This is a genomic window from Methylobacterium carpenticola (assembly GCF_042748905.1).
GTDB lineage: Bacteria > Pseudomonadota > Alphaproteobacteria > Rhizobiales > Beijerinckiaceae > Methylobacterium > Methylobacterium carpenticola.
Genome location: NZ_JBHZEO010000001.1, coordinates 4,443,838 through 4,463,444, shown reverse-complemented (window position 1 = coordinate 4,463,444; position 19,607 = coordinate 4,443,838). Strand labels below are relative to the sequence as shown.

Sequence of the window (19,607 nt, the reverse complement as noted above, 5' to 3'; positions counted from 1 at the left end):
CGTTCACCGGGAACCGTGCCGTGTCCGTGCTCACCCTGAAGGTCCGTGCCGGGGCCGACGATGTCGACGCCATCATGCGGGAGATCGGCCGCAAGGCCCGGGCCGCCGCCCGCCGCATGGCGCTCGTCCCGGCGCAGCAGAAGGACACGGGCCTGCGCGCCGCCGCCGCCGCCATCCGCGCCTCGGCTCCCGCGATCCTGGAGGCGAACCGCGCCGACATGGCCGATGCCCGCGCCAAGAATCTCCCGGCCGCGACCCTCGACCGGCTCGAACTGACCGACGCCCGCGTGGAGGCCATCGCCGAGGCCGTGGAGGCCATCGCCGGCCTGCCCGATCCGGTCGGGCGGCAGCTCGCCGCCTTCGAGCGTCCGAACGGGCTCGCCATCGAGCGCATCTCGACGCCGCTCGGCGTGGTCGGCGTGATCTTCGAGAGCCGGCCCAACGTCACCGCCGATGCGGGGGCGCTCTGCCTCAAGGCCGGCAACGCCGCGGTGCTGCGGGCGGGCTCCGAGAGCCTGCGCAGCGCCGCCGCCATCGCGGCCGCCATGGCCGAGGGCCTCGCCTCCGAGGGCCTGCCGGCCGAGGCGATCCAGCTGGTGCCCACCCGCGACCGCGCCGCGGTCGGCGCCATGCTGGCCGGCCTCGACGGCTGCATCGACGTGATCGTGCCCCGCGGCGGCAAGAGCCTCGTCGGCCGGGTGCAGACCGAGGCCAAGGTCCCGGTCTTCGCGCATCTGGAGGGGATCTGCCACGTCTTCGTGCACGCGCAGGCGGATCTCGCCATGGCCCGCACCATCGTGCGCAACAGCAAGATGCGGCGCACCGGCATCTGCGGCTCGGCCGAGACGCTCCTGATCGACCGCGCCTGCGCGGCCACGCATCTCGCGCCCCTCGTCCGCGATCTCCTGGAGGCGGGCTGCGCCGTCCGGGGCGACGAGGCCACCCGGGCGGTCGACCCGCGCGTGACCCCGGCGAGCGAGGCCGATTGGCGGACCGAGTATCTCGACGCCATCATCGCCGTGCGCGTGGTCGACGGGCTCGACGCCGCCATCGACCACATCGAGACCTTCGGCTCCCACCACACCGACGCGATCGTCACCGACGATGCCGCCGCCGCCGAGCGCTTCCTCGGCGAGGTCGACTCGGCCATCGTGGTCCACAACGCCTCGACGCAGTTCGCGGATGGCGGCGAGTTCGGTTTCGGGGCCGAGATCGGCATCGCCACCGGGCGGATGCATGCCCGCGGCCCGGTCGGTGTCGAGCAGCTCACCACCTTCAAGTACCGCGTGCACGGCTCCGGTCAGACCCGGCCGTAGCCGTTCGGTGATCGTCCGCCTGCCGCCGAGCGCGCCGGGTCTGCGGGTCGGCCTCTACGGCGGCTCGTTCAACCCGGCCCATGCCGGCCACCTGCATGTGAGCCAGATCGCCCTGCGCCGACTCGGTCTCGACCGGGTGTGGTGGATGGTGAGCCCCGGCAATCCGCTGAAGGACCGGCGCGTCCTCGCCCCCCTCGCCGCGCGCGTGGCCGGGGCGGAGGCCATCGCCCGCGATCCGCGCATCGCCGTGACCGGTTTCGAGACCGCGATCGGCGCCCGCTACACGCGGGATTCGCTGGCGTGGCTGCTGCGGCACCGCCCGGGCGTCCACTTCGTCTGGATCATGGGCGCCGACAGCCTCGCGAGCTTCCATCGCTGGCAGGGATGGCGCGACATCGCCCGCACCGTGCCGGTCGCGGTGATCGACCGGCCGGGCTTCACGCTGAGGGCGATCGCCTCGCCGGCGGCCCGGGCGCTGCGGCGGTTCCGGCTCGACGAGCGCGAGGCGGCCTGCCTCGCCGGGGCGGCTCCGCCGGCCTGGACCTTCATCTACGGGCCGCGCTCCGACCTGTCCTCGACCGCGCTCCGGCACTCCCGACGTGCGAGCGACGCCACGGCGGGCAGCGAATCCACGCCAAGATGACGTCCGGCGGCATCACCGTATTGAAAGCCGGGGCGTCCAGCCCTTATCTTGAGGCCATGGCGCCGCGTGGCGCGCATCGACAGGGGTCGGCACTGAACCAACAGTCTTCCCACGAGGCTCACATCCACGAGCTTCCCGCTCGGCCCGAGGCGGAGACGCCGCCGGCCGAGGATCTCATGGGGATCGCCCGGCGCTGCCTCGAGGACATGAAGGCCGAGGACACGATCGAGATCGACCTCGCCGGCAAGACCTCGATCGCGGATGCCATGATCATCACCTCAGGCCGCTCGCACCGGCACGTCGGCTCCATCGCCGACAAGCTGATGCAGGAGCTGAAAGCCGCCGGCTACGGGAACGCCCGGGTCGAGGGGCTGCCGGCCTGCGACTGGGTGCTGATCGATGCGGGGGACCTTCTGGTCCACATCTTCCGGCCCGAGGTGCGGCACTTCTACAACCTCGAGAAGATGTGGGGCTCCGACCGGCCGGGCGACCGCCTCGCCGGCTGACGCCGTCCTGCCAGGAAAGGGAGGGGGCCGGTGCGGCTCGCCCTCATCGTCGTCGGCCGTCTCAAGAGGGGGCCCGAGCGCGACCTCGCCGAGACCTACCGGGAGCGGGCGGATGCGCTCGCCCGCGGCCTCGGCCTCTCGGCCGTCCAGCTGACGGAACTCGCTGAGAGCCGTGCCCGCCGCGCGGCCGATCGCGCCGCCGAGGAAGGGGCGGCGATCCTCGCCGCGGTGCCGCCGGGAAGCGCTCTCGTGGTGCTGGACGAGGGAGGGCGCTCCGTGACGAGCCTCGCCCTCTCCGATCAGGTGGCCGCATGGCGGGACGGCGGCCGGCCCGGCCTCGCGGTCGTGATCGGCGGCGCCGACGGCCTCTGCGAGAGCGTGAAGCGCCGGGCCGATCTCCTGTTCGCCTTCGGGGCCGCAACCTTGCCGCATGGCTTGGTCAGAGTGCTGGTCCTGGAGCAGCTCTACCGCGTCATGACCATCCTCGCCGGCCACCCCTATCATCGCGGCGCCCCGTGATCCGCCGCCTTCCCCTTCTCGCCCTCGTGCTCGCCGCGCCGGTCGCCCTCGCGCAGGAGCGTTCCCCGGCGCGGCCCGAGGCGCCGAAGCCCGACCCGGTCGAGCAGGCCCGGGCCGAGAAGGAGCAGCGCGCCGAGAGCCTGAAGGCGCTGGAAACCGCGCTCGCCGCGAGCGCGGCGGCCCGCGACCAGCTGGAGAAGGAGGTCGCCGAGCTGAAGGGCGACCGGGCCCGCCTCAACCAAGCCCTCATCGACGGCACCCGCAAGGCGCAGGAGGGCGAGGAGCGCATCGCCGCCCTGGAGACGCGGCTCCAGACCCTCACCGGGAGCGAAGCCGCGATCCGCCGCTCGCTCCAGGCGCGCCGCGGCGTCATCGCCGAGGTGCTCGCCGCCCTCCAGCGGATGGGGCGCCGCCCGCCGCCCGCCGTGCTGGTGCAGCCGGAGGACGTGCTCGCCGCGATCCGCACCTCGATGCTGCTCGGCGCGGTGGTGCCCGAATTGCAAGGCGAGGCCGAGACCCTGGCGGGGGATCTCACCGAGCTGGAGCGCCTGCGCGGCCTGATCGCCACCGACCGCGAGACCCTGCGCAGGGATCTGGCCGACTGGGCCTCGGAGCAGCAGCGGATCACCGCGCTGATCGCGGCGCGCCAATCCCGCCTCGGCGAGGCGGAGACCGGACTCGCGGGCGAGCGCGAGAGGGCCTCCGGCCTTGCCAAGGAGGCGCGAACCGTCAAGGATCTGGTCGACCGGCTCGACGGCGAGATCTCGGCGGCGCGCCGCGCCGCGGAGGCCGAGAGCCGCGAGACCCGCGAGCGCTTCGCCGCCGCCGCCCTGCGCGACCCGGCCCGGCTGGCGCCCAAGATGCCCTTCGCGCAGATCCGGGGAGCGGTCCTGCGCCCCGCGAGCGGCGAGATGGTCCGGACCTTCGGGGCGCCGGACGGCAATGGCGGAACGACGCGCGGCATTTCGCTCGCGACGCGCCCGCGGGCCGTGGTGTCCTCTCCGGCGGATGGCTGGGTGGCCTATGCGGGCCCGTTCCGCAGCTATGGACGTCTCTTGATCATCAACGCGGGCGACGGCTACTATCTCCTTCTGGCGGGCATGGATCAGATCAACGTGAACGTGGGTCAATTCGTGCTTGCCGGAGAGCCGGTCGCCATGATGGGGGACTCGGGCTTGGCGCCTTCGGCGGGAGCCGGCGGGCGGAACGATCCCGTCCTATACGTCGAGTTCAGGAAAGACGGTGGCTCCATCGACCCGGAGCCGTGGTGGGCCAAGGCGGCAAGCGAGAAGGTTCGCGGATAATGCGCAAAGTTTCCCTCGTCCTGTTCGGTGCGATCCTGGGCGCCGGGACCGCCACGGTGGCGACCCAGACCCATCTGCTCTCGGGCACGAGCGCGGTGGCGGCTTCCGCCGAGACCTACCGTCAGCTGAGCCTGTTCGGTGACGTGTTCGAGAAGATCCGCACCGACTACGTCGAGAAGCCCGACGAGGCGAAGCTGATCGAGGCGGCGGTCAACGGCATGCTGACCTCGCTCGATCCGCATTCGAGCTACATGGACGCCAAGAGCTTCCGCGACATGCAGGTGCAGACCCGCGGCGAGTTCGGCGGCCTCGGCATCGAGGTGACGATGGAGGACGGCCTCATCAAGGTCGTCACGCCGATCGACGACACGCCGGCCGCCCGCGCCGGCCTCCTCGCCAACGACATCATCACCCAGATCGACAACGAGCAGGTCCAGGGCCTGACCCTGAACCAGGCCGTCGACAAGATGCGCGGCCCGGTCAACTCGCCGGTGAAGCTCAAGATCTCCCGCAAGGAGGCCAAGGACCCGCTGGAGATCACCCTCAACCGCGACCTCATCCGCATCAAGCCGGTGCGCTCCCGGGTCGAGGGCGGCGATGTCGGCTACATCCGCCTCACGCAGTTCAACGAGCAGACCTTCGACGGCCTGAAGGCGGCGATCGACAAGCTCTCGACCGACCTGCCCGGCGACAAGCTGAAGGGCTACGTCATCGACCTGCGCAACAACCCGGGCGGCCTGCTCGATCAGGCAGTGATGGTGTCGGACGCCTTCCTCGACCGGGGCGAGATCGTCTCGACCCGCGGCCGCAACCCCGACGAGACGCAGCGCTTCTCGGCCAAGTCCGGCGACCTGACCAAGGGCAAGCCGGTGGTGGTCCTGGTGAACGGCGGTTCGGCCTCCGCCTCGGAAATCGTGGCGGGCGCGCTTCAGGATCACAAGCGCGCGACCGTGCTCGGCACGCGCTCCTTCGGCAAGGGCTCGGTGCAGTCGATCATCCCCCTCGGCGGCAACGGCGCGCTGCGGCTGACCACGGCGCGCTACTACACGCCGTCCGGTCGCTCGATCCAGGCCAAGGGCATCGAGCCCGATCAGGAAGTCCTGCAAGAGGTGCCCGACGACCTGAAGGGCAAGGACGAGACCAAGGGCGAGGCCGGCCTGAAGGGCCACCTGAAGCAGAAGGACCAGGAGGAGCGCGGCGGCTCCTCGGCCTATGTTCCGCCGGATCCGGCCAAGGACAAGCAGCTCACCGCCGCCGTCGACCTGCTGCACGGCGTGCAGAAGGGTGCCGCCAACACGGCGAAGACCGGCGTCCCGAACTGAACCGGGATCGCCGCCGGCCGGCGTTAAACCGGCATTAACCATGAAGGCCCGCAATGACGGTCAGACGACCGTCGCTGCGGGCCTCTTCGTATCCGGGCGGTCGCCAAGTCGGATCCGACGCCGTGACCCTCGCGAACGATGTGCTCTCCCGGCCGCTCGGGATGCGGAACGAGACGCCCTCCCGGTTCGCCCGCTGGCGGGCCGCCATCCCCCTGCGCCCGATCCTCGCCGTGGCCCTGATCGTCGCCACGACCGCGCTCGTCGGCACCGTCGCCTTCACGGAGGATCCGCTCGGCGGCGAGCCGCACGCCCTCGTGACCATCACCCGGCGCGAGCCGGTGGCCCCGCCGCCCGAACCCCTGGTCGCGACGCCCCCGCCGGGGCCGAACCGCACCGCCGGGGAGGTCGAGCGCGCCTCCGGCGTCGCCGTCACCCGGCCGGAGGGGAGCGCGGTGCCGGATTCCGTGGTGATCCAAGTGCCCATCCAAGTGCCCGATGCGGGCGAGATCCGCCTCGCGCCCGCGCCCGATCCGCGGCTGGTGGAGAAGGGCCGCTACGGGGCGCTCCCGCGCCTCGGGCCGGACGGCGCCCGCGCCCTCGACGTCTATGCCCGCCCCGAAGCACCGGGCCTGCCGGGCGGGGCGGCGACGGCCGGCCGCATCGCCCTCGTGGTGACCGGGCTCGGCATCGGCCAAGCCGTGACCCAGGACGCGATGAAGCGGCTGCCGCCCGCGGTGACCCTCGCCTTCGCCCCCTATGGCACCGACATCGCCAAGATGGTGACCCAGGCCCGGGAGGCGGGCCACGAGGTGATGGTCCAGGCGCCGATGGAGCCCTTCGACTATCCGGACAACGATCCGGGCCCGCAGACGCTGCTCGCCGGCGCCAAGCCCGCGGAGAATGCCGACCGTCTCGCCTTCGTCCTCTCCCGCGTGCCGGGGGCGGTCGGCGTCGTCAACTACATGGGCGCACGCCTCACGGCCGAGGCCGCTTCCCTCGACCCGGTCCTGCGCGAGATCGCCGCCAGGGGGCTCGGCTTCCTCGATGACGGCAGCTCGCCGCGTTCCGTCGCCCTGGAGGCCGGCCGCCGCACCAAGGCGCCCGTGGCCCGGGCCGATGCGGTGATCGACGCCCAGCCGCTGCCCGACGCCATCGATCGCGAACTCGCCCGCCTGGAGGAGACCGCCCGCCGCAAGGGCCTCGCCCTCGGCTCCGCCATGGCGCTTCCCCTCACCATCGATCGCATCGCCCGCTGGAGCCGCGATCTCGAAGCCCGGGGCATCCTGCTGGTGCCGGCGAGCCGCGCCCTGAGGACGCGCCGCTGACCAGCCCGGCGCTTGTCCGGCCGCGACTTCTCTCGCACAACGACGCAGCAGCGCGTGAACAGGTTCGATTGAGCGCCCGATGGCAGATCACGACACCCGAGCGGCCGGCTCCGCCCTGGCCGACCTTCCCTACCGTCCCTGCGTGGGCATCGCCCTGTTCAACCGCGACGGGCTGGTCTTCGCCGGCCGCCGCCGCGGGGAGGGGGCGCTCGCCGCGGAGACGCAGGCGCATGCGTGGCAGATGCCGCAGGGCGGCATCGATGCCGGCGAGACGCCCCGCGACGCGGCCCTGCGCGAACTCTACGAGGAGACCAACGTGCGGCCCGAGGCGGTGCGCTTCCTCGCCGAGGCGCCCGGCTGGTACAGCTACGACCTGCCCACCTTCGCGGCGGGTCAGCCCTGGAGGGGGCGCTACCGGGGGCAGACCCAGAAGTGGTTCGCCTTCGCCTTCGAGGGCGATGACGGCGAGATCGACATCCACCGGCCGGGCGGGGGCGCCCACAAGGCCGAGTTCGAGGCGTGGCGCTGGGAGCCCCTGGCCAACCTCGCGACCCTGATCATCCCCTTCAAGCGCCCGGTCTACGAGCAGGTCATCGCGGCCTTCGCTCCCTTCGCGCGTCCGGCATGAGCCGCGGCCCGGCTTTGCGCGCGGTGGCGACCTGATCGCATGCGGTGGTGGTGCCTGCTCGCCGGCCTCGTCCTGGCGTGGTTCGCGTATTCGTTGTCCCCCTATTTCGCGCTCTACCGGCTGAGCGAGGCGGTGCGGATGCGGGACGTCGCGGCCGTGTCGCAGCGGGTGAACGTCCGCACCCTGCGCCTGTCCCTGAGCCGGCAGGCCACGGCGGCGGCGCTCGCGGCCATCGAGTCCAAGCCGGACCTGTCGTCGCGCGACCGCCAGATCCTCACCGAGGCGGTGGCGGGGCTGGTGGAACCGGTGGTCGGCGCCCTGGTGACGCCCGAGGTGCTGGTCGATCTCCTCGGTGATGGCTCGTCCGAGCGCCTGGGCGTCGCCCCGGCACAGGGCGCCGCCGAGGAATCCGGCCGCGGGCACGGCCTGTCGGCGCGCACGCTGCCGGACCTGGTCGCGCTCGCGCGGACCGCCGAGATGCGCGGCTTCCGCGGCGTCGTGTTCAGCTACCCGCCGGGTCATCCGCGGGCGGAGCAGGTCCGCCTGCGCCTGCGGCTGCGCGGCTTCACATGGCGGGTGGTCGATCTCGAACTCCCGGCGGCCTTGCGCGAGCGGATCAGCCAGAAGCTGGTGCGGCTGCCCGGTCGTGCGGAGCCGCAGACCCCGCGGCCATCGAGGTCCGACTGAGCCGGACGGGATATCGCCGGGCAGCGAGGGGCATGGTTGACCGAAGAATCCACTGCCCTCGTTCCCGGATTCCTGTCGCGTCGGCGGAAGGAGATCCGGGGTCCGGCGGGGGAACGGGGGCCACTCCCGACCACCTCCGCATCAGTACCGGATCGTCGAGCGGACACCGAGGATCGCGGCATTCTTGATCCGCTGGCCGCTCGGGGAGCGCGGGTTTACCGCGTTGCCGCCCGGATGGAAGACGTACTGGAAGTCGGGCTGCACCGTGATGCCCGGGGCGATCAGAGCTTGGTAGGTCACTTCGAGCTGCGCCTCGAAATTCCGGATCGGCTGAGGCTGCCCCGTCGCCAGGATCGTGTCGAGGTCGAGACCGCGGATCGATTGCGAGATGCGCGAATAGGCGAGGCTGATGCCGACCGTGTCGTCGGAGCGCCCCGGCAGCAGGCCCTTATAGGCCAGGCCAGCATCGACGTAGAAATCCACGAGGTTGCGGTCGCCCGGCGAGCCGGAGAGGCGGATGAAGGCGCTCGCGCCCTCGTCGTTCTTGTCGGGCTCGCGGAACAGGGTCTGGTCGATGATGCCGTAGATGCCGTCGTTGCCGCGGAACCGGCGGGCGATGCCGCTGGTGGACGGATCGGCCAGCGAGCGCCCGGTCTCGTCGAAGCGCAACGAGTCGAAGCGGCCGAAGTGATACCAGCCGCCCAGCGTCACCGTGCCCGGCTCGTCGATGACGGGCCGCTTCCGGGCGCCGCCGTCGAGATTGTAGGCATAGGCCGCCTCCGCGATCAGGAGCGGCGGGTCGGTCACGCGGAAATTCGTGCCGGTGCGGTTGCGGCGCTGCGGATCGGGGTCGAGGCCCGGCCGGTAGGGTCCGGCCGGGTCGCCGTCGAACAGGCCGACCTGCAGCGAGAAGTTCTTGTTCGGCGTGAACTTCGCCCGCACGGCCGGCGACGCCAGCGGATAGGCCGGGCCGCCGCTCGGCAGGTTCACGCCGGTGATGTCGGGCCAGCCATAGGTCGAGTTGAGGAACAGGGTCGCCGTCTGGCTGACGAGGAACTCCGTGTCGGCGGCGATCTGGCCGACCTTCAGGCCGAACCGGTCATCGAAGAGCTTCTGCTCGATCCACAATTCGTACAGGCGCGACGACGGCAGCGCCTCGATGCCGCTGATCACGTCGAGGTTGCCGACGAAGTAGCGGGACAGGCCGGTGCCGTGGATCTGGTAGAAATTGGTGTGGAAGGCCGCCCCCTTCCAGCCGGCGAGTTTCTCCAGATCGGCATCGATCTGGAGATCCAGGCGGCCCTCGTAGATCGCGCCGCGGCGGATGCCGCCCGAAACGTTGCCGAGGGCCTCACCGATATAGGTCAGGCTGTATTCGATGCCGCGCTTGGCGAGGAAGCTGCGGATGCCGCCCGGATCCGCCTGCGGACCGAGCAGCCCCTGGATCGACGTGGTCAGGTTGGCTGAGGGCTTCGCCGAGGTCTCGGCCTGCGCCACCGAGGTCTGCGGATCGCCGCCCGCGCCCTCCGGCAGGGCGGGGGAAGGCGGCATCACCGGCGCGGCGACCGAGGTCGCCCCCGGCCCGCCGCCGGCCTGGGCGAGGACCGCGCCCGGCCCGCAGACCAGCGTGAGGATGAGGACCGGAAACCAAGCCGGGCGGCGCATCACGAACCTCGACACGTCAGATCGGCCGCGCAGCCGGGCGGCTGCGGCAGGTTGGAATGCCTCCAGCGTTAGCGGAAGCGAGGAGCGGCAACCAGAGGCCCCCGGGTCCGTGACCTTGCGGAACGCGCGCAGCGTTGCGCCCGGACCACTGTGGAAGACGGGGAGAGCGTGGCGTCGGCGGCGCTGCCCCTTGATGGCCCTTCCGGCCGCTTCCATATCTACGGCACGGCGGATGGCCGCCGGCCACCTGAGCGCTGCGATCGCGGGCTCGTGTCTCGAAGTGCCTCGTCGCAGAAGGGCTTCGTTCGTCCATGTCGCGTCCCTCGCCCTTCGGGCATCCGTTTCTTCTCGGCTTCGACGAGATCGAGCAGGCGCTCGATCGCGTCGCCAAGGCCGCGAATGACGGATATCCCCCCTACAACATCGAGCGGCTCGCCCGCACCGAGCGGCAGCCGGAGCGCCTGCGGATCACGCTGGCCGTGGCCGGGTTCACCCGCGACCAGCTCGACGTCACCCTGGAGGAGAGTCAGCTCATCGTCCGCGGCCGCCAGACGGATGACAAGAGCCGGACCTTCTTGCATCGCGGCATCGCCGCGCGGCAGTTCCAGCGCGCTTTCCTGCTCGCCGACGGCATGGAGGTGATGGGGGCCGACCTGTCGAACGGGCTGCTGTCGATCGATCTCGTCCGCCCGGAGCCCGAGCGCATCGTGCGACGGATCGACATCGCCTCGCGCGAAACCGAGTGAGGCACACCATATCATCTCCGCGTTGCCGGGCTGCTGCGGGGCCCGCCGCGACCAACCGCTCTGCCGCCTCTGAAGGAGGGCGAACCATGACCGACCAGAATACGACCATCGATGCCACTGCGCTCGCCGCTCTCGGCGAGGGCCATGTCGCCTACGTCAAGCCGATGAGCTCCGAGGACGTGAAGCGCCTCTTCCCGCAGGCGCCCGATCTCTCCCCCGGCCTCAGCCTCTTCGCGCTCCTGTCCGCGAGCGGCGCGCCGATCCTGCTCACCGACAGCCGCGACGCGGCCATCGCCAATGCCTGGGCGCACGACCTCCAGGCCGTGAGCGTGCACTGACCCGACGCGGAGCAGGCGCGACCGGGATCGTCGAGATCAGCACATCCGAGATCAGGACATCCCCTTGCCCGGCCGGGCGAGGGGATGTCTCGTCAGGGCTGCTCCGGCGAGCTCCTCCACCGCCGCCGTCAACCGTGCGAGGCTCGCCGGATCCGACAGGCGGTGATCGCCATCCTTGATCAGGGTGACGACCACCTCGTGAGCCGGCAGCCGCTCGACGAGGCGCATCGCGTGCGCCCACGGCACGTCCGGATCGGCCATGCCCTGGAGGATGCGGACCGGGCAGCCCGGGTCGATCGGCCCGCCGAGCAGGAGGTGGCGCCGCCCATCCTCAATCAGGGCCCGCGTCACCGGGGTCGGCTCGGGCGAGTAGGCGGAATCCCGCAGCCAGACGCCCTGCTCGGCGATCTGGCGGCGGATCTCGTCGGGGAAGCGCTCCCACATCAGGGTCTCGGTGAAATCGGTCGCCGGCGCGATCAGGACGAGGCCCGCCGGTTTCACGCGCCGGGCGGCGAGGAGCGCGATCCAGCCGCCCATCGAGGAGCCGACGAGGATCGGCCGCTCTGCAGCGTGCCGAGCGATCGCCGCCTCCGCATCCCCGAGCCAGTCGGAGATGGTGAAATCCGCGAACGCACCCTCGGATTCCCCGTGCCCGCCATAGTCGAAGCGGATGAAGGCACGGCCCCGTGCCTCCGCCCAGGCATCGAGCGCCTCCGCCTTGGTCGCGCGCATGTCGGAGCGGAAGCCGCCGAGCCACACGACGGGCGGCCCCTTGCCGGGGCGCACCAGGGTTGCGATCTGACGGGTCCGCCCGTTCGTCGTGACGGGCATCGGAATGGCGGGAGGGTTCGGCTGATCCATCGTGGGGCAGGGTCTCCGGGCCTGAGCGTTTACAGATCGGAAATCCGATCGCGAGAAGGTCACGGCATGCTCGGCGTCACCGAACCTCTACACCAGGGAGTGCGCCCAGGCGCAACGGCCGCGACGGGCGGACCGGACAGCGTGGCGTGCCGAGCGATGACCTGGAGCCCCATGCCGTCGAGCCAGGCCACCGCCTTTCCCGCCAGCACCCGCCACCCGCTCGCGGGCACGACGGTGCTCCAGATCATCCCGGAGCTCGATGCGGGCGGCGCGGAGCGCACGGCGGTCGACGTGGCTGCCTCCCTCGCGGCGGTCGGGGGCCGGGCCCTCGTCGCCACCGAGGGCGGACGCCTCGTCGGCGAGTTGCAGGCCAAGGGCGGTGCCTGGGTGCCGTTCCCGGCGCGCACCAAGAACCCGTTCGCCATGGCGCTGAATGTCGGGCGCCTCGCCCGGATCTGCCGGGCGGAAGGGGTGCAGCTGCTGCATGCCCGCTCGCGGGCCCCCGCCTGGGTCGCCCTCGGCGCAGCGCGGCGCCTCGGCATTCCCTTCGTCACCACCTATCACGGCAGCTATGCGGGGCGGACGCCCGTCAAGCAGCTTTACAATTCGGTGATGGCCCGGGGCGACGTGGTCATCGCCAATTCGCATTACACCGCGGAGTTGATCCGGGCGACGCATCCCCAGGCCGGCGACGAGCGGCTGCGGGTGATCCACCGGGGAACCGACCTCACCACCTTCTCGGCGGCGCAGGTCGGCCCGGGCCGGGTCGAGGCCCTGCGCCGGGCCTGGGGCATCGCCCCGCACGAGCGCGTCGTCCTGCTCGCCGCCCGGCTCACCGCCTGGAAGGGGCAGCGCGTGCTGATCGAGGCCGCTGCCGCCCTGCGGTCCGGCGGCTTGCGGGATTTCGCGGTGATCCTGGCCGGCGACGATCAGGGGCGGGCGGGCTACGTCCGCGAACTCGACGCGCTGATCGCCAGCCACAATCTCGCGGGCATCGTGCGCCGGGTCGGGCACTGCACCGACATGCCGGCGGCCCTGCGGGCGGCCTCCGTGGTGGCAGTGCCCTCCACGGCGCCCGAGGCCTTCGGCCGCGCCGCGGTCGAGGCCCAGGCCCTCGGCACGCCCGTGGTCGTCTCGGATCTCGGCGCCGTGCGCGAGACCGTGTTGGCGCCGCCACAGGTGCCGGCGGGGGAGCGCACCGGCTGGCGCGTCCCGGCCGGCGAGGTCGAGCCGCTCGCCAGGGCGGTGGCGGAGGCCCTGCGGCTTGGAGCGAGCGCCCGGGATGCGCTGGCCCGCCGGGCGCGCCATCACGTCGAGCAGAACTTCTCGCTCGAGCGGATGACCGCCGACACGCTGGACGTCTATGCGGGGCTTCTCCGCCGAGCGGGCGGTGCGGCGTGAATTTGCAACCTCCGGCTTCAGCCGGAACTCCGCTTGGCGCCGGATTCGAACAAGATTCCGCGGGTTCAACACCCCCGCGCAACCAAGTTCCCTTCCGGCGAGTTGACATCCCGCGCGGTTTAGCCAAGGTGCCGCGGTTTACATGAGTTTGTCCGCGCGGCAGTCCATCCCCGCTCTTGAGGCTCAGGGGCGGGCGACTTGCCGATCGTGGCAGCAACGAGGAGATCACAGCCATTCGCAGACCTATGAGAGCCATGCCGGCCCCGCAGAAGGACGGGCCGCGCGCCAACCGGGACATCCGCGGCGTTCGTGAAGTTCAACTCATCGACGACACCGGACAGAACCGTGGCGTGATGGGCTTCTTCGAAGCGCTGCAGGTCGCAGAGGAAGCGGGACTCGACCTCGTCGAGATCGCGCCCAATTCCGTGCCGCCGGTTTGCAAGCTGCTCGACTATGGCCGCTACCGCTTCAACGAGCAGAAGAAGCAGGCCGAGGCCCGCAAGCGCCAGAAGACGGTCGAGGTCAAGGAGATCAAGCTCCGGCCCGGCATCGACAAGCACGACTACGACGTCAAGATGAAGGCCGTGCAGCGGTTCTTCGAGGAAGGCGACAAGGTCAAGGTGACCCTGCGGTTCCGTGGCCGCGAGATGGCGCACCAGGATCTCGGTCTCCGCCTGCTCGAACGCGTGAAGGCCGAGACGCAGGAAGTCGCCAAGGTCGAGAGCGAGCCGCAGCTCGAAGGACGCCAGATGATCATGATCCTGGCGCCGCGCTGACCGCGCGCCGCTGCTCGGGCGCGGGTTCCCGCCCCGGCGCGGCCGCGATTGATCCCCGCCGCCGTGGATCCGTGCCGCCTTGGCACCCGGGAGGCTCGCCTCGCCGGGGCTTCGGTGTTGGGCCGGACTGATACGGCGTCCGCACGTGACCGTTCGGACGCCCGAACGAAGCCGGTTTCCGCATCGCGGAAGCGATGGCGCAGCAATCGCCAAGCGATCAATCGGAAGCCGCATGAGACGGTTTCCGGACGATCACTTTCGGAAACCGTATCATGAGCCCGCGCGGCGCCTGAGCGAGGCCGGTTTCCGCATCGCGAAGCGATCATCCGGAAACCGTATGAGACGTCGGGGCGGACTTGAAGTCCCGTTGCGCGGCCTTGCCCCGCGGGCGGCCTTGCCTTCCGGGCGAGGCCGCCGCAACACGGGCGAGCGCTTTGCCCGCCGGGGCCTTCCCCCGGATCCGCGAGGAGGCCGCGAGAATCGTGTTCGCCGACGAACTGAGACCGATGGAGACCGTGACGGAGCCGGAGACGGCGGTCGACCGTCTCGCCGCCCTGCACGCCTCCGCCACCGACAGCCTGAAGGCCGCACTCGCACGCTTCCTGCGCGACGGGGTGCCGCCCGACCATTCCGAGCGCCTGAGCTTCCGCTACCCTGAGCTGCGTCTGACCTATCGCCCCACCGGCCCGATGCCGCGCATCAAGCGCGCGACCGCCAAGCTCCAAGGCCCGGGCGTCTACGCCACCACGGTGACGCAGCCCGCCCATTTCCGCGCCTATCTGCTGGAGCAGCTGCGCCCCCTCGTGGCCGATTACGGTGCCGCCATGGAGGTGGGCCCGAGCGCGCAGGAGATTCCCTATCCCTACGTGGTCGAGCCGGGCGTCGAGCTGAGCCGCGGCGACCAGACGTCGAGCGAACTGGCGCGCTACTTCCCGACCCCGATGCTCTCCACCGTCGGCGACGAGATCGCGGACGGCCTCTGGCTCGAATCCGGCGACGAGCCCCGGCCCCTCGCGCTCTTCGACGGTCCGCGGGTCGATTACTCGCTGCGCCGCCTCGTGCACTACACGGGAGCCGATTGGCGGGCGATCCAGCCCTGGATCCTGCTGACGAACTACCACCGCTACGTCGATCAATTCGTGCGGGTGGGCCTGAGGACGCTGCAACAGGCGCCCGACCGCTACGAGCGGCTCGTGCTGCCGGGCGGCGTCGCGGTGACCGCCGAGGAGGCCGGGGAGGCGAGCCCCGACGCGCTCATCGCCGCCTCACCCTGGCACCGCTCCCAGATGCCGGGCTACCACCTCGTCGCCCGCGACGGGCAGGGGACCACCCTCGTCAACATCGGCGTCGGCCCCTCGAACGCCAAGACGATCACCGATCACCTCGCGGTGCTGCGCCCGCATTGCTGGCTGATGGTGGGGCATTGCGGGGGCCTGCGGCAGTCGCAGACCATCGGCGACTACGTGCTCGCCCACGGCTACCTGCGCCGCGATCGCATCCTCGACGAGCTGGTGCCGCCGGACGTGCCGATCCCGGCCCTCGCCGAGGTGCAGGTGGCGCTCCAGGAGGCCGCCGCGACGGTGACGGGCGAGCGGGCTGAGGCCCTCAAGCGCCGGCTGCGCACCGGCACCGTCGTGACCTACGATGATCGCAACTGGGAGTTGCGATGGTCGCAGGAGCGGCGGCGCATCAACCTCTCGCGGGCGATCGGCGTCGACATGGAGAGCGGCACCATCGCGGCGCAGGGCTACCGGCTGCGGGTGCCCTACGGCACGCTGCTCTGCGTCTCCGACAAGCCGCTGCACGGCGAGATCAAGCTGCCCGGCGCCGCCAACGCCTTCTACGAGCGGGCGGTGGGCGAGCACCTGCTGATCGGCCTCGCCACCCTCGACGCCCTGCGGCGCGACCGCAGCAACCTGCACTCCCGCAAGCTCAGGAGCTTCGACGAGCCGCCGTTCCGCTGAGCGGGTTCTCCGGGTCCCAGGCATAGGCCAGGGTCTCGAAGCGCAGGGAGCGGGCGTCGACCATCAGCAGGCGCCCGACCAGCCCTTCGCCGAAGCCGGTGATCTCGCGGATCACCTCCAGGGCCATCAGGGAGCCCATCAGGCCCGCGAGCGCGCCGAGCACGCCCGCCTCCGCGCAGGTCGGCACCGCGCCTGCGGGCGGCGGCTCGGGAAACAGGCAGCGATAGGTCGGGTTCGGCCGCCCGTCCGGGCCGGTCTCGTGCGCCCGGATCGTGGTGAGCGAACCGTCGAACTGCCCGAGCGCCGCGGTGACGAGGGGCTTGCCCGCCCGGAAGCAGGCATCCGAGACCGTGTAGCGGGTGGAGAAATTGTCCGATCCGTCCGCCACAAGGTCGTAGCCGGCGACCAGCGCCGGCGCGTTGTCGGCGGAGAGCCGCAAGGCATGCGTCTCGACCCGCACGTGCGGGTTGAGGCGGGCCACCGCCGCCGCTGCGCTCTCGACTTTGGGCCGCCCGATATCGGGCGTGCCGTGGATGACCTGCCGCTGAAGATTCGACAGGGACACGGTATCGTCGTCCACGACGCCGATCGTGCCGAGGCCCGCCGCCGCGAGATACTGGATCAGCGGCGCCCCGAGGCCGCCGGCGCCCACCACCAGCACGCGGGCGGCCTTCAGCCGGGCCTGGCCCGGCCCACCCACGTCCCGCAGCACGATGTGGCGGGCGTAGCGCTCGATCTCGTCGGAGGAGAGGCTCGTCATGTCCGGCCCATAACCCCGGACGCGCCCGGCCGGAAGCCGGATGTTTGCATCCCAGCCGTTCGGCGCTAACGGGTCGGGCTTCGTCGTCCAACCGGGGCCGCCCGTGCCGAACACCCCGTCCGCTCTCTCCCTCGCCCAGGGGCTGATCCGCTGCCCCTCCGTCACCCCCGCCGAGGGTGGGGCGCTCGCCTACCTCGCCGATCAGCTCGACGCCGCCGGCTTCACGATCGAGCGTCCGGTCTTCTCCGAGCCCGGCACGCCGGACGTGGAGAACCTCTACGCCCGCATCGGCACCGCCGGGCCCTGCCTGCTGCTCGCCGGCCACACGGACGTGGTGCCGCCGGGCGACGCGGCCGCGTGGCGGCACGACCCCTTCGGCGGCGTCGTGGAGGGCGGCGACCTCTTCGGGCGCGGCGCCGTCGACATGAAGGGCGGCATCGCCTGCCTCGTGGCGGCGACCCTGGCCTTCCTGGCCGAGCGCGGGCCGGATTTCGGGGGCTCCATCGCCTTCCTGATCACCGGCGACGAGGAGGGGCCGGCCGTCAACGGCACGGTCAAGCTCCTCGACTGGGCCCGGGCGCGGGGCGAGCGCTTCGACTTCTGCATCCTCGCCGAGCCGACCAATCCCGACGCGCTCGGCGACATGATCAAGATCGGCCGCCGCGGCTCGCTCACCGCCGCGCTGACCGTGCACGGCATCCAGGGGCACGTCGCCTATCCGCACCGGGCCGACAACCCGATCCCGGGCCTGATCCGCCTCGCGGGCGCGCTCCTCGCCACGCCCCTCGACCAGGGCACGGCGCATTTCGACGCCTCGAATCTCGAATTCACCACGCTCGACGTCGGCAATCCGTCCACGAACGTGATCCCGGCCGAGGCGCGGGGCATGTTCAACATCCGCTTCAACGATCTCTGGACGCCCGAGACCCTGGAGGCCGAGCTGCGCCGCCGCCTCGCCGCCGCCTCGGGCAACGCGGTGCGCTACACGCTGGAGGTCCGGCCCACCAACGCGGTCGCCTTCCTCACGCAGCCCGACGCTTTCGTCGACCGGGTCGCGGCGGCGATCGAGGCCGAGACGGGCCGCCGGCCCGCCCTCTCCACCACCGGAGGCACCTCGGATGCGCGCTTCATCAAGGATGCCTGCCCGGTGATCGAGTTCGGCCTCGTCGGGCAGACCATGCATCAGGTGGACGAGCGCGTGGCCGTGGCCGATCTCGACCGGCTCACGGGCATCTTCCGGCGGGTGCTCGACGACACCTTCCCGGACGATGCTGCGCCGCAACAGACGGCTTGACCGATCTACGACGAAAGTTGAATCTCCCCCTGCCGGGCGCTGGGATCCGGCAGGGGCTCCGGATCGCATGCTGGTCAGCGCGGACGACATCACCCGCTCCCTGCGCGGCACTGCCGGCCTCCTGAACCACAAGCCGGGCGCCCTGCGCTGCTTCGATTGCAGCGAGCGCGGCTTCTGGCGCTCCTTCGGGGCGATCGTGCTCGCGGCCCCGGCGGCGGTCACGGCGCTCGCCCTGGAGCGCGGCCCGGCCGCCCTCGACGGGGCGCCGCTCCTGCGGGCGGACCACGTCACGCTGGCGGTTCTCGGCGGCGTGCTGGCCTGCTTCCTGGCGGTGCCGGTCGCGATGATCGGGATCGCCCGGCGCCTGCGGCTGACCGCCTTCTACGTGCCCTTCGTGGTGGTGACGAACTGGATCCTGGTGGTGGCCTTCCTGGCCCTGTCGGTGCCGGGCCTGCTGCTCGCCCTCGATCTGTCCACCCCGGGACTGGCCGTCCTTCAAGCCGGCGCCTTCACGGTCGTCGTGCTGCGCGTTCACGCGACGGCGGTGCGCGAGACGCTCGGCCTGTCCGGCCCCGCCGCCGCGCTGACGACGCTCGCCTGCGCGGGGATCGTGGCGATGGTGGCCGGCGGGGCGCACGCGTTGATATAGGCGGAAGAATGGATCGCCCCCGGAACAAGCGGCGGACGATGACGCGTCGGCTCAGGTTGTCCAAGTTGAGCGTCGCGGCTGCCGTCGGAGGTGATCGGACGCGGCCGAGACCTGCCCTAAGATCCGCCTGCGCCGGGATCCTGGGGCGCGACCAACACCTCCGCCGGATAATCCACGCCCGCGAGCGTCAGCCCGGCTGCCGGCGCGAGAGGGCCGCAGCGCGCCCGGTCGCGGGAATCGAGCACCGCGCGCACGCCCGCCGCGTCGAGCCGCCCGCAGCCCGCCAGCATCAGCGTGCCGACCATCCCACGCACCTGATGGTGCAGGAAGGAGCGCGCCGAGGTCGCGACGAGGATCTCCTCGCCGCTGCGCGTGACGTCGAGCTGATCGAGGGTCCGCAGGGGGCTGTTCGCTTGGCACTCCGCGGCGCGGAAGGCCGAGAAGTCGTGGCGGCCGAGCAGGGTCTGGGCCGCCGCGTGCATCGCCGCGGCGTCGAGTCCCCAGGGCACGTGCCAGACGTAGCCCCGCGCGAGGGCGGGCGGGCTGCGGCGGTTGAGGATGCGGTAGCGGTAATGGCGCTTCAGCGCCGAGTGGCGGGCGTCGAAATCCGGCCCGACGCGCGCGGCGCTCAGCACCGCCACCGGTTCCGGGCGCAGATGGGCGTTGGCCGCGTCGCGCACCGTGTCGGTGCGCCAGTCCCGCGCGAGGTCCACATGCACGACCTGATGCGAGGCATGCACCCCCGCATCGGTGCGGCCTGCGCAATGCACCCGCACCGGCGCGTTGACGAAGCGCGCGATCGCCTCTTCCAGGGCCTGCTGAACGCTGCGGTCGGCAGCCTGCCGCTGCCAGCCCGCGAAGGCCGTGCCGTCGTACTCGACCACGAGCTTGTAGCGGGGCATC

Annotated in this window: 20 protein-coding genes; 16 read left to right on the top strand and 4 right to left on the bottom strand. The window is 71.7% G+C overall.

The genetic code is table 11. From position 1 onward, the window contains the following. The first annotated feature begins 20 nt into the window (after positions 1-20). The 9 genes from ACE101_RS20905 to ACE101_RS20865 all read left to right on the top strand — a co-directional run bounded on the left by ACE101_RS20905 (position 21) and on the right by ACE101_RS20865 (position 8,250). Entirely contained in the window at positions 21-1,316 is a 1,296-nt protein-coding gene (locus ACE101_RS20905) for a glutamate-5-semialdehyde dehydrogenase (RefSeq protein ID WP_379133584.1), read from the top strand. 7 nt (positions 1,317-1,323) lie between these two features. Then, positions 1,324-1,959, top strand: coding sequence for a nicotinate-nucleotide adenylyltransferase (locus ACE101_RS20900; protein ID WP_379133582.1), 636 nt, complete (start codon positions 1,324-1,326; stop codon positions 1,957-1,959). Further along, positions 1,956-2,465 carry a ribosome silencing factor gene (rsfS, locus tag ACE101_RS20895; RefSeq protein ID WP_379133579.1) on the top strand — a complete coding sequence of 170 codons (510 nt, stop codon included), beginning with the start codon at positions 1,956-1,958 and terminating at the stop codon, positions 2,463-2,465. Before ACE101_RS20900 ends, rsfS begins: the two co-directional genes overlap by 4 nt. A 30-nt stretch (positions 2,466-2,495) precedes the next feature. After that, a complete protein-coding gene (gene rlmH / locus ACE101_RS20890; protein WP_379133577.1) occupies positions 2,496-2,984 on the top strand; it encodes a 23S rRNA (pseudouridine(1915)-N(3))-methyltransferase RlmH in 489 nt (162 codons plus the stop codon). Next, the gene (locus ACE101_RS20885) at positions 2,981-4,288 is read left to right on the top strand and encodes a murein hydrolase activator EnvC family protein (protein ID WP_379133575.1); all 1,308 of its coding nucleotides are present in this window, start codon (positions 2,981-2,983) and stop codon (positions 4,286-4,288) included. The genes rlmH and ACE101_RS20885 overlap by 4 nt, the downstream gene beginning before the upstream one ends. Next, positions 4,288-5,610, top strand: a complete 1,323-nt coding sequence (locus ACE101_RS20880; RefSeq protein ID WP_379133572.1) for a S41 family peptidase — start codon at positions 4,288-4,290, stop codon at positions 5,608-5,610. Before ACE101_RS20885 ends, ACE101_RS20880 begins: the two co-directional genes overlap by 1 nt. A gap of 122 nt (positions 5,611-5,732) precedes the next feature. Further along, positions 5,733-6,935, top strand: a complete 1,203-nt coding sequence (locus ACE101_RS20875; RefSeq protein ID WP_379133570.1) for a divergent polysaccharide deacetylase family protein — start codon at positions 5,733-5,735, stop codon at positions 6,933-6,935. A 79-nt stretch (positions 6,936-7,014) separates the two neighbouring features. Further along, entirely contained in the window at positions 7,015-7,563 is a 549-nt protein-coding gene (locus ACE101_RS20870) for an RNA pyrophosphohydrolase (RefSeq protein WP_379133567.1), read from the top strand. 39 nt (positions 7,564-7,602) lie between these two features. Next, positions 7,603-8,250, top strand: a complete 648-nt coding sequence (locus tag ACE101_RS20865) for a DUF2939 domain-containing protein (protein ID WP_379133564.1) — start codon at positions 7,603-7,605, stop codon at positions 8,248-8,250. A 141-nt stretch (positions 8,251-8,391) separates the two neighbouring features. Here ACE101_RS20865 and ACE101_RS20860 read toward each other — a convergent pair whose 3' ends face one another. After that, the gene (locus ACE101_RS20860) at positions 8,392-9,915 is read right to left on the bottom strand and encodes a carbohydrate porin (protein WP_379138824.1); all 1,524 of its coding nucleotides are present in this window, start codon (positions 9,913-9,915) and stop codon (positions 8,392-8,394) included. A 311-nt stretch (positions 9,916-10,226) separates the two neighbouring features. Here ACE101_RS20860 and ACE101_RS20855 point away from each other — a divergent pair, with 311 nt between their 5' ends. Further along, entirely contained in the window at positions 10,227-10,661 is a 435-nt protein-coding gene (locus ACE101_RS20855; protein ID WP_379133562.1) for an Hsp20 family protein, read from the top strand. 86 nt (positions 10,662-10,747) lie between these two features. Continuing rightward, a complete protein-coding gene (locus tag ACE101_RS20850) occupies positions 10,748-10,999 on the top strand; it encodes a BQ00720 family protein (protein WP_379133559.1) in 252 nt (83 codons plus the stop codon). A 51-nt stretch (positions 11,000-11,050) separates the two neighbouring features. Here ACE101_RS20850 and ACE101_RS20845 read toward each other — a convergent pair whose 3' ends face one another. After that, a complete protein-coding gene (locus tag ACE101_RS20845; RefSeq protein ID WP_379133556.1) occupies positions 11,051-11,860 on the bottom strand; it encodes an alpha/beta hydrolase in 810 nt (269 codons plus the stop codon). A 171-nt stretch (positions 11,861-12,031) separates the two neighbouring features. Between ACE101_RS20845 and ACE101_RS20840 the strand changes: the two genes are divergently transcribed. From ACE101_RS20840 to ACE101_RS20830, 3 genes are all read left to right on the top strand, one after another. Then, complete coding sequence (locus ACE101_RS20840) at positions 12,032-13,261, top strand: glycosyltransferase family 4 protein (protein WP_379133554.1); 1,230 nt, start codon at positions 12,032-12,034, stop codon at positions 13,259-13,261. A 254-nt stretch (positions 13,262-13,515) separates the two neighbouring features. Further along, positions 13,516-14,037, top strand: coding sequence for a translation initiation factor IF-3 (infC, locus tag ACE101_RS20835; RefSeq protein ID WP_379133551.1), 522 nt, complete (start codon positions 13,516-13,518; stop codon positions 14,035-14,037). A gap of 482 nt (positions 14,038-14,519) precedes the next feature. Further along, the gene (locus tag ACE101_RS20830) at positions 14,520-16,001 is read left to right on the top strand and encodes an AMP nucleosidase (protein ID WP_379133548.1); all 1,482 of its coding nucleotides are present in this window, start codon (positions 14,520-14,522) and stop codon (positions 15,999-16,001) included. Here the strand turns inward: ACE101_RS20830 and ACE101_RS20825 are convergent. After that, entirely contained in the window at positions 15,970-16,761 is a 792-nt protein-coding gene (locus ACE101_RS20825; protein WP_379133545.1) for a HesA/MoeB/ThiF family protein, read from the bottom strand. The two genes, ACE101_RS20830 and ACE101_RS20825, sit on opposite strands and share 32 nt — an antisense overlap. A gap of 103 nt (positions 16,762-16,864) precedes the next feature. Here ACE101_RS20825 and dapE point away from each other — a divergent pair, with 103 nt between their 5' ends. Then, positions 16,865-18,055, top strand: coding sequence for a succinyl-diaminopimelate desuccinylase (gene dapE / locus ACE101_RS20820; protein WP_379138821.1), 1,191 nt, complete (start codon positions 16,865-16,867; stop codon positions 18,053-18,055). A gap of 67 nt (positions 18,056-18,122) precedes the next feature. Beyond that, complete coding sequence (locus ACE101_RS20815; protein WP_379133542.1) at positions 18,123-18,704, top strand: hypothetical protein; 582 nt, start codon at positions 18,123-18,125, stop codon at positions 18,702-18,704. A 116-nt stretch (positions 18,705-18,820) separates the two neighbouring features. Here ACE101_RS20815 and truA read toward each other — a convergent pair whose 3' ends face one another. Next, a complete protein-coding gene (truA, locus tag ACE101_RS20810) occupies positions 18,821-19,606 on the bottom strand; it encodes a tRNA pseudouridine(38-40) synthase TruA (protein WP_379133539.1) in 786 nt (261 codons plus the stop codon). Position 19,607: the final 1 nt, after the last annotated feature.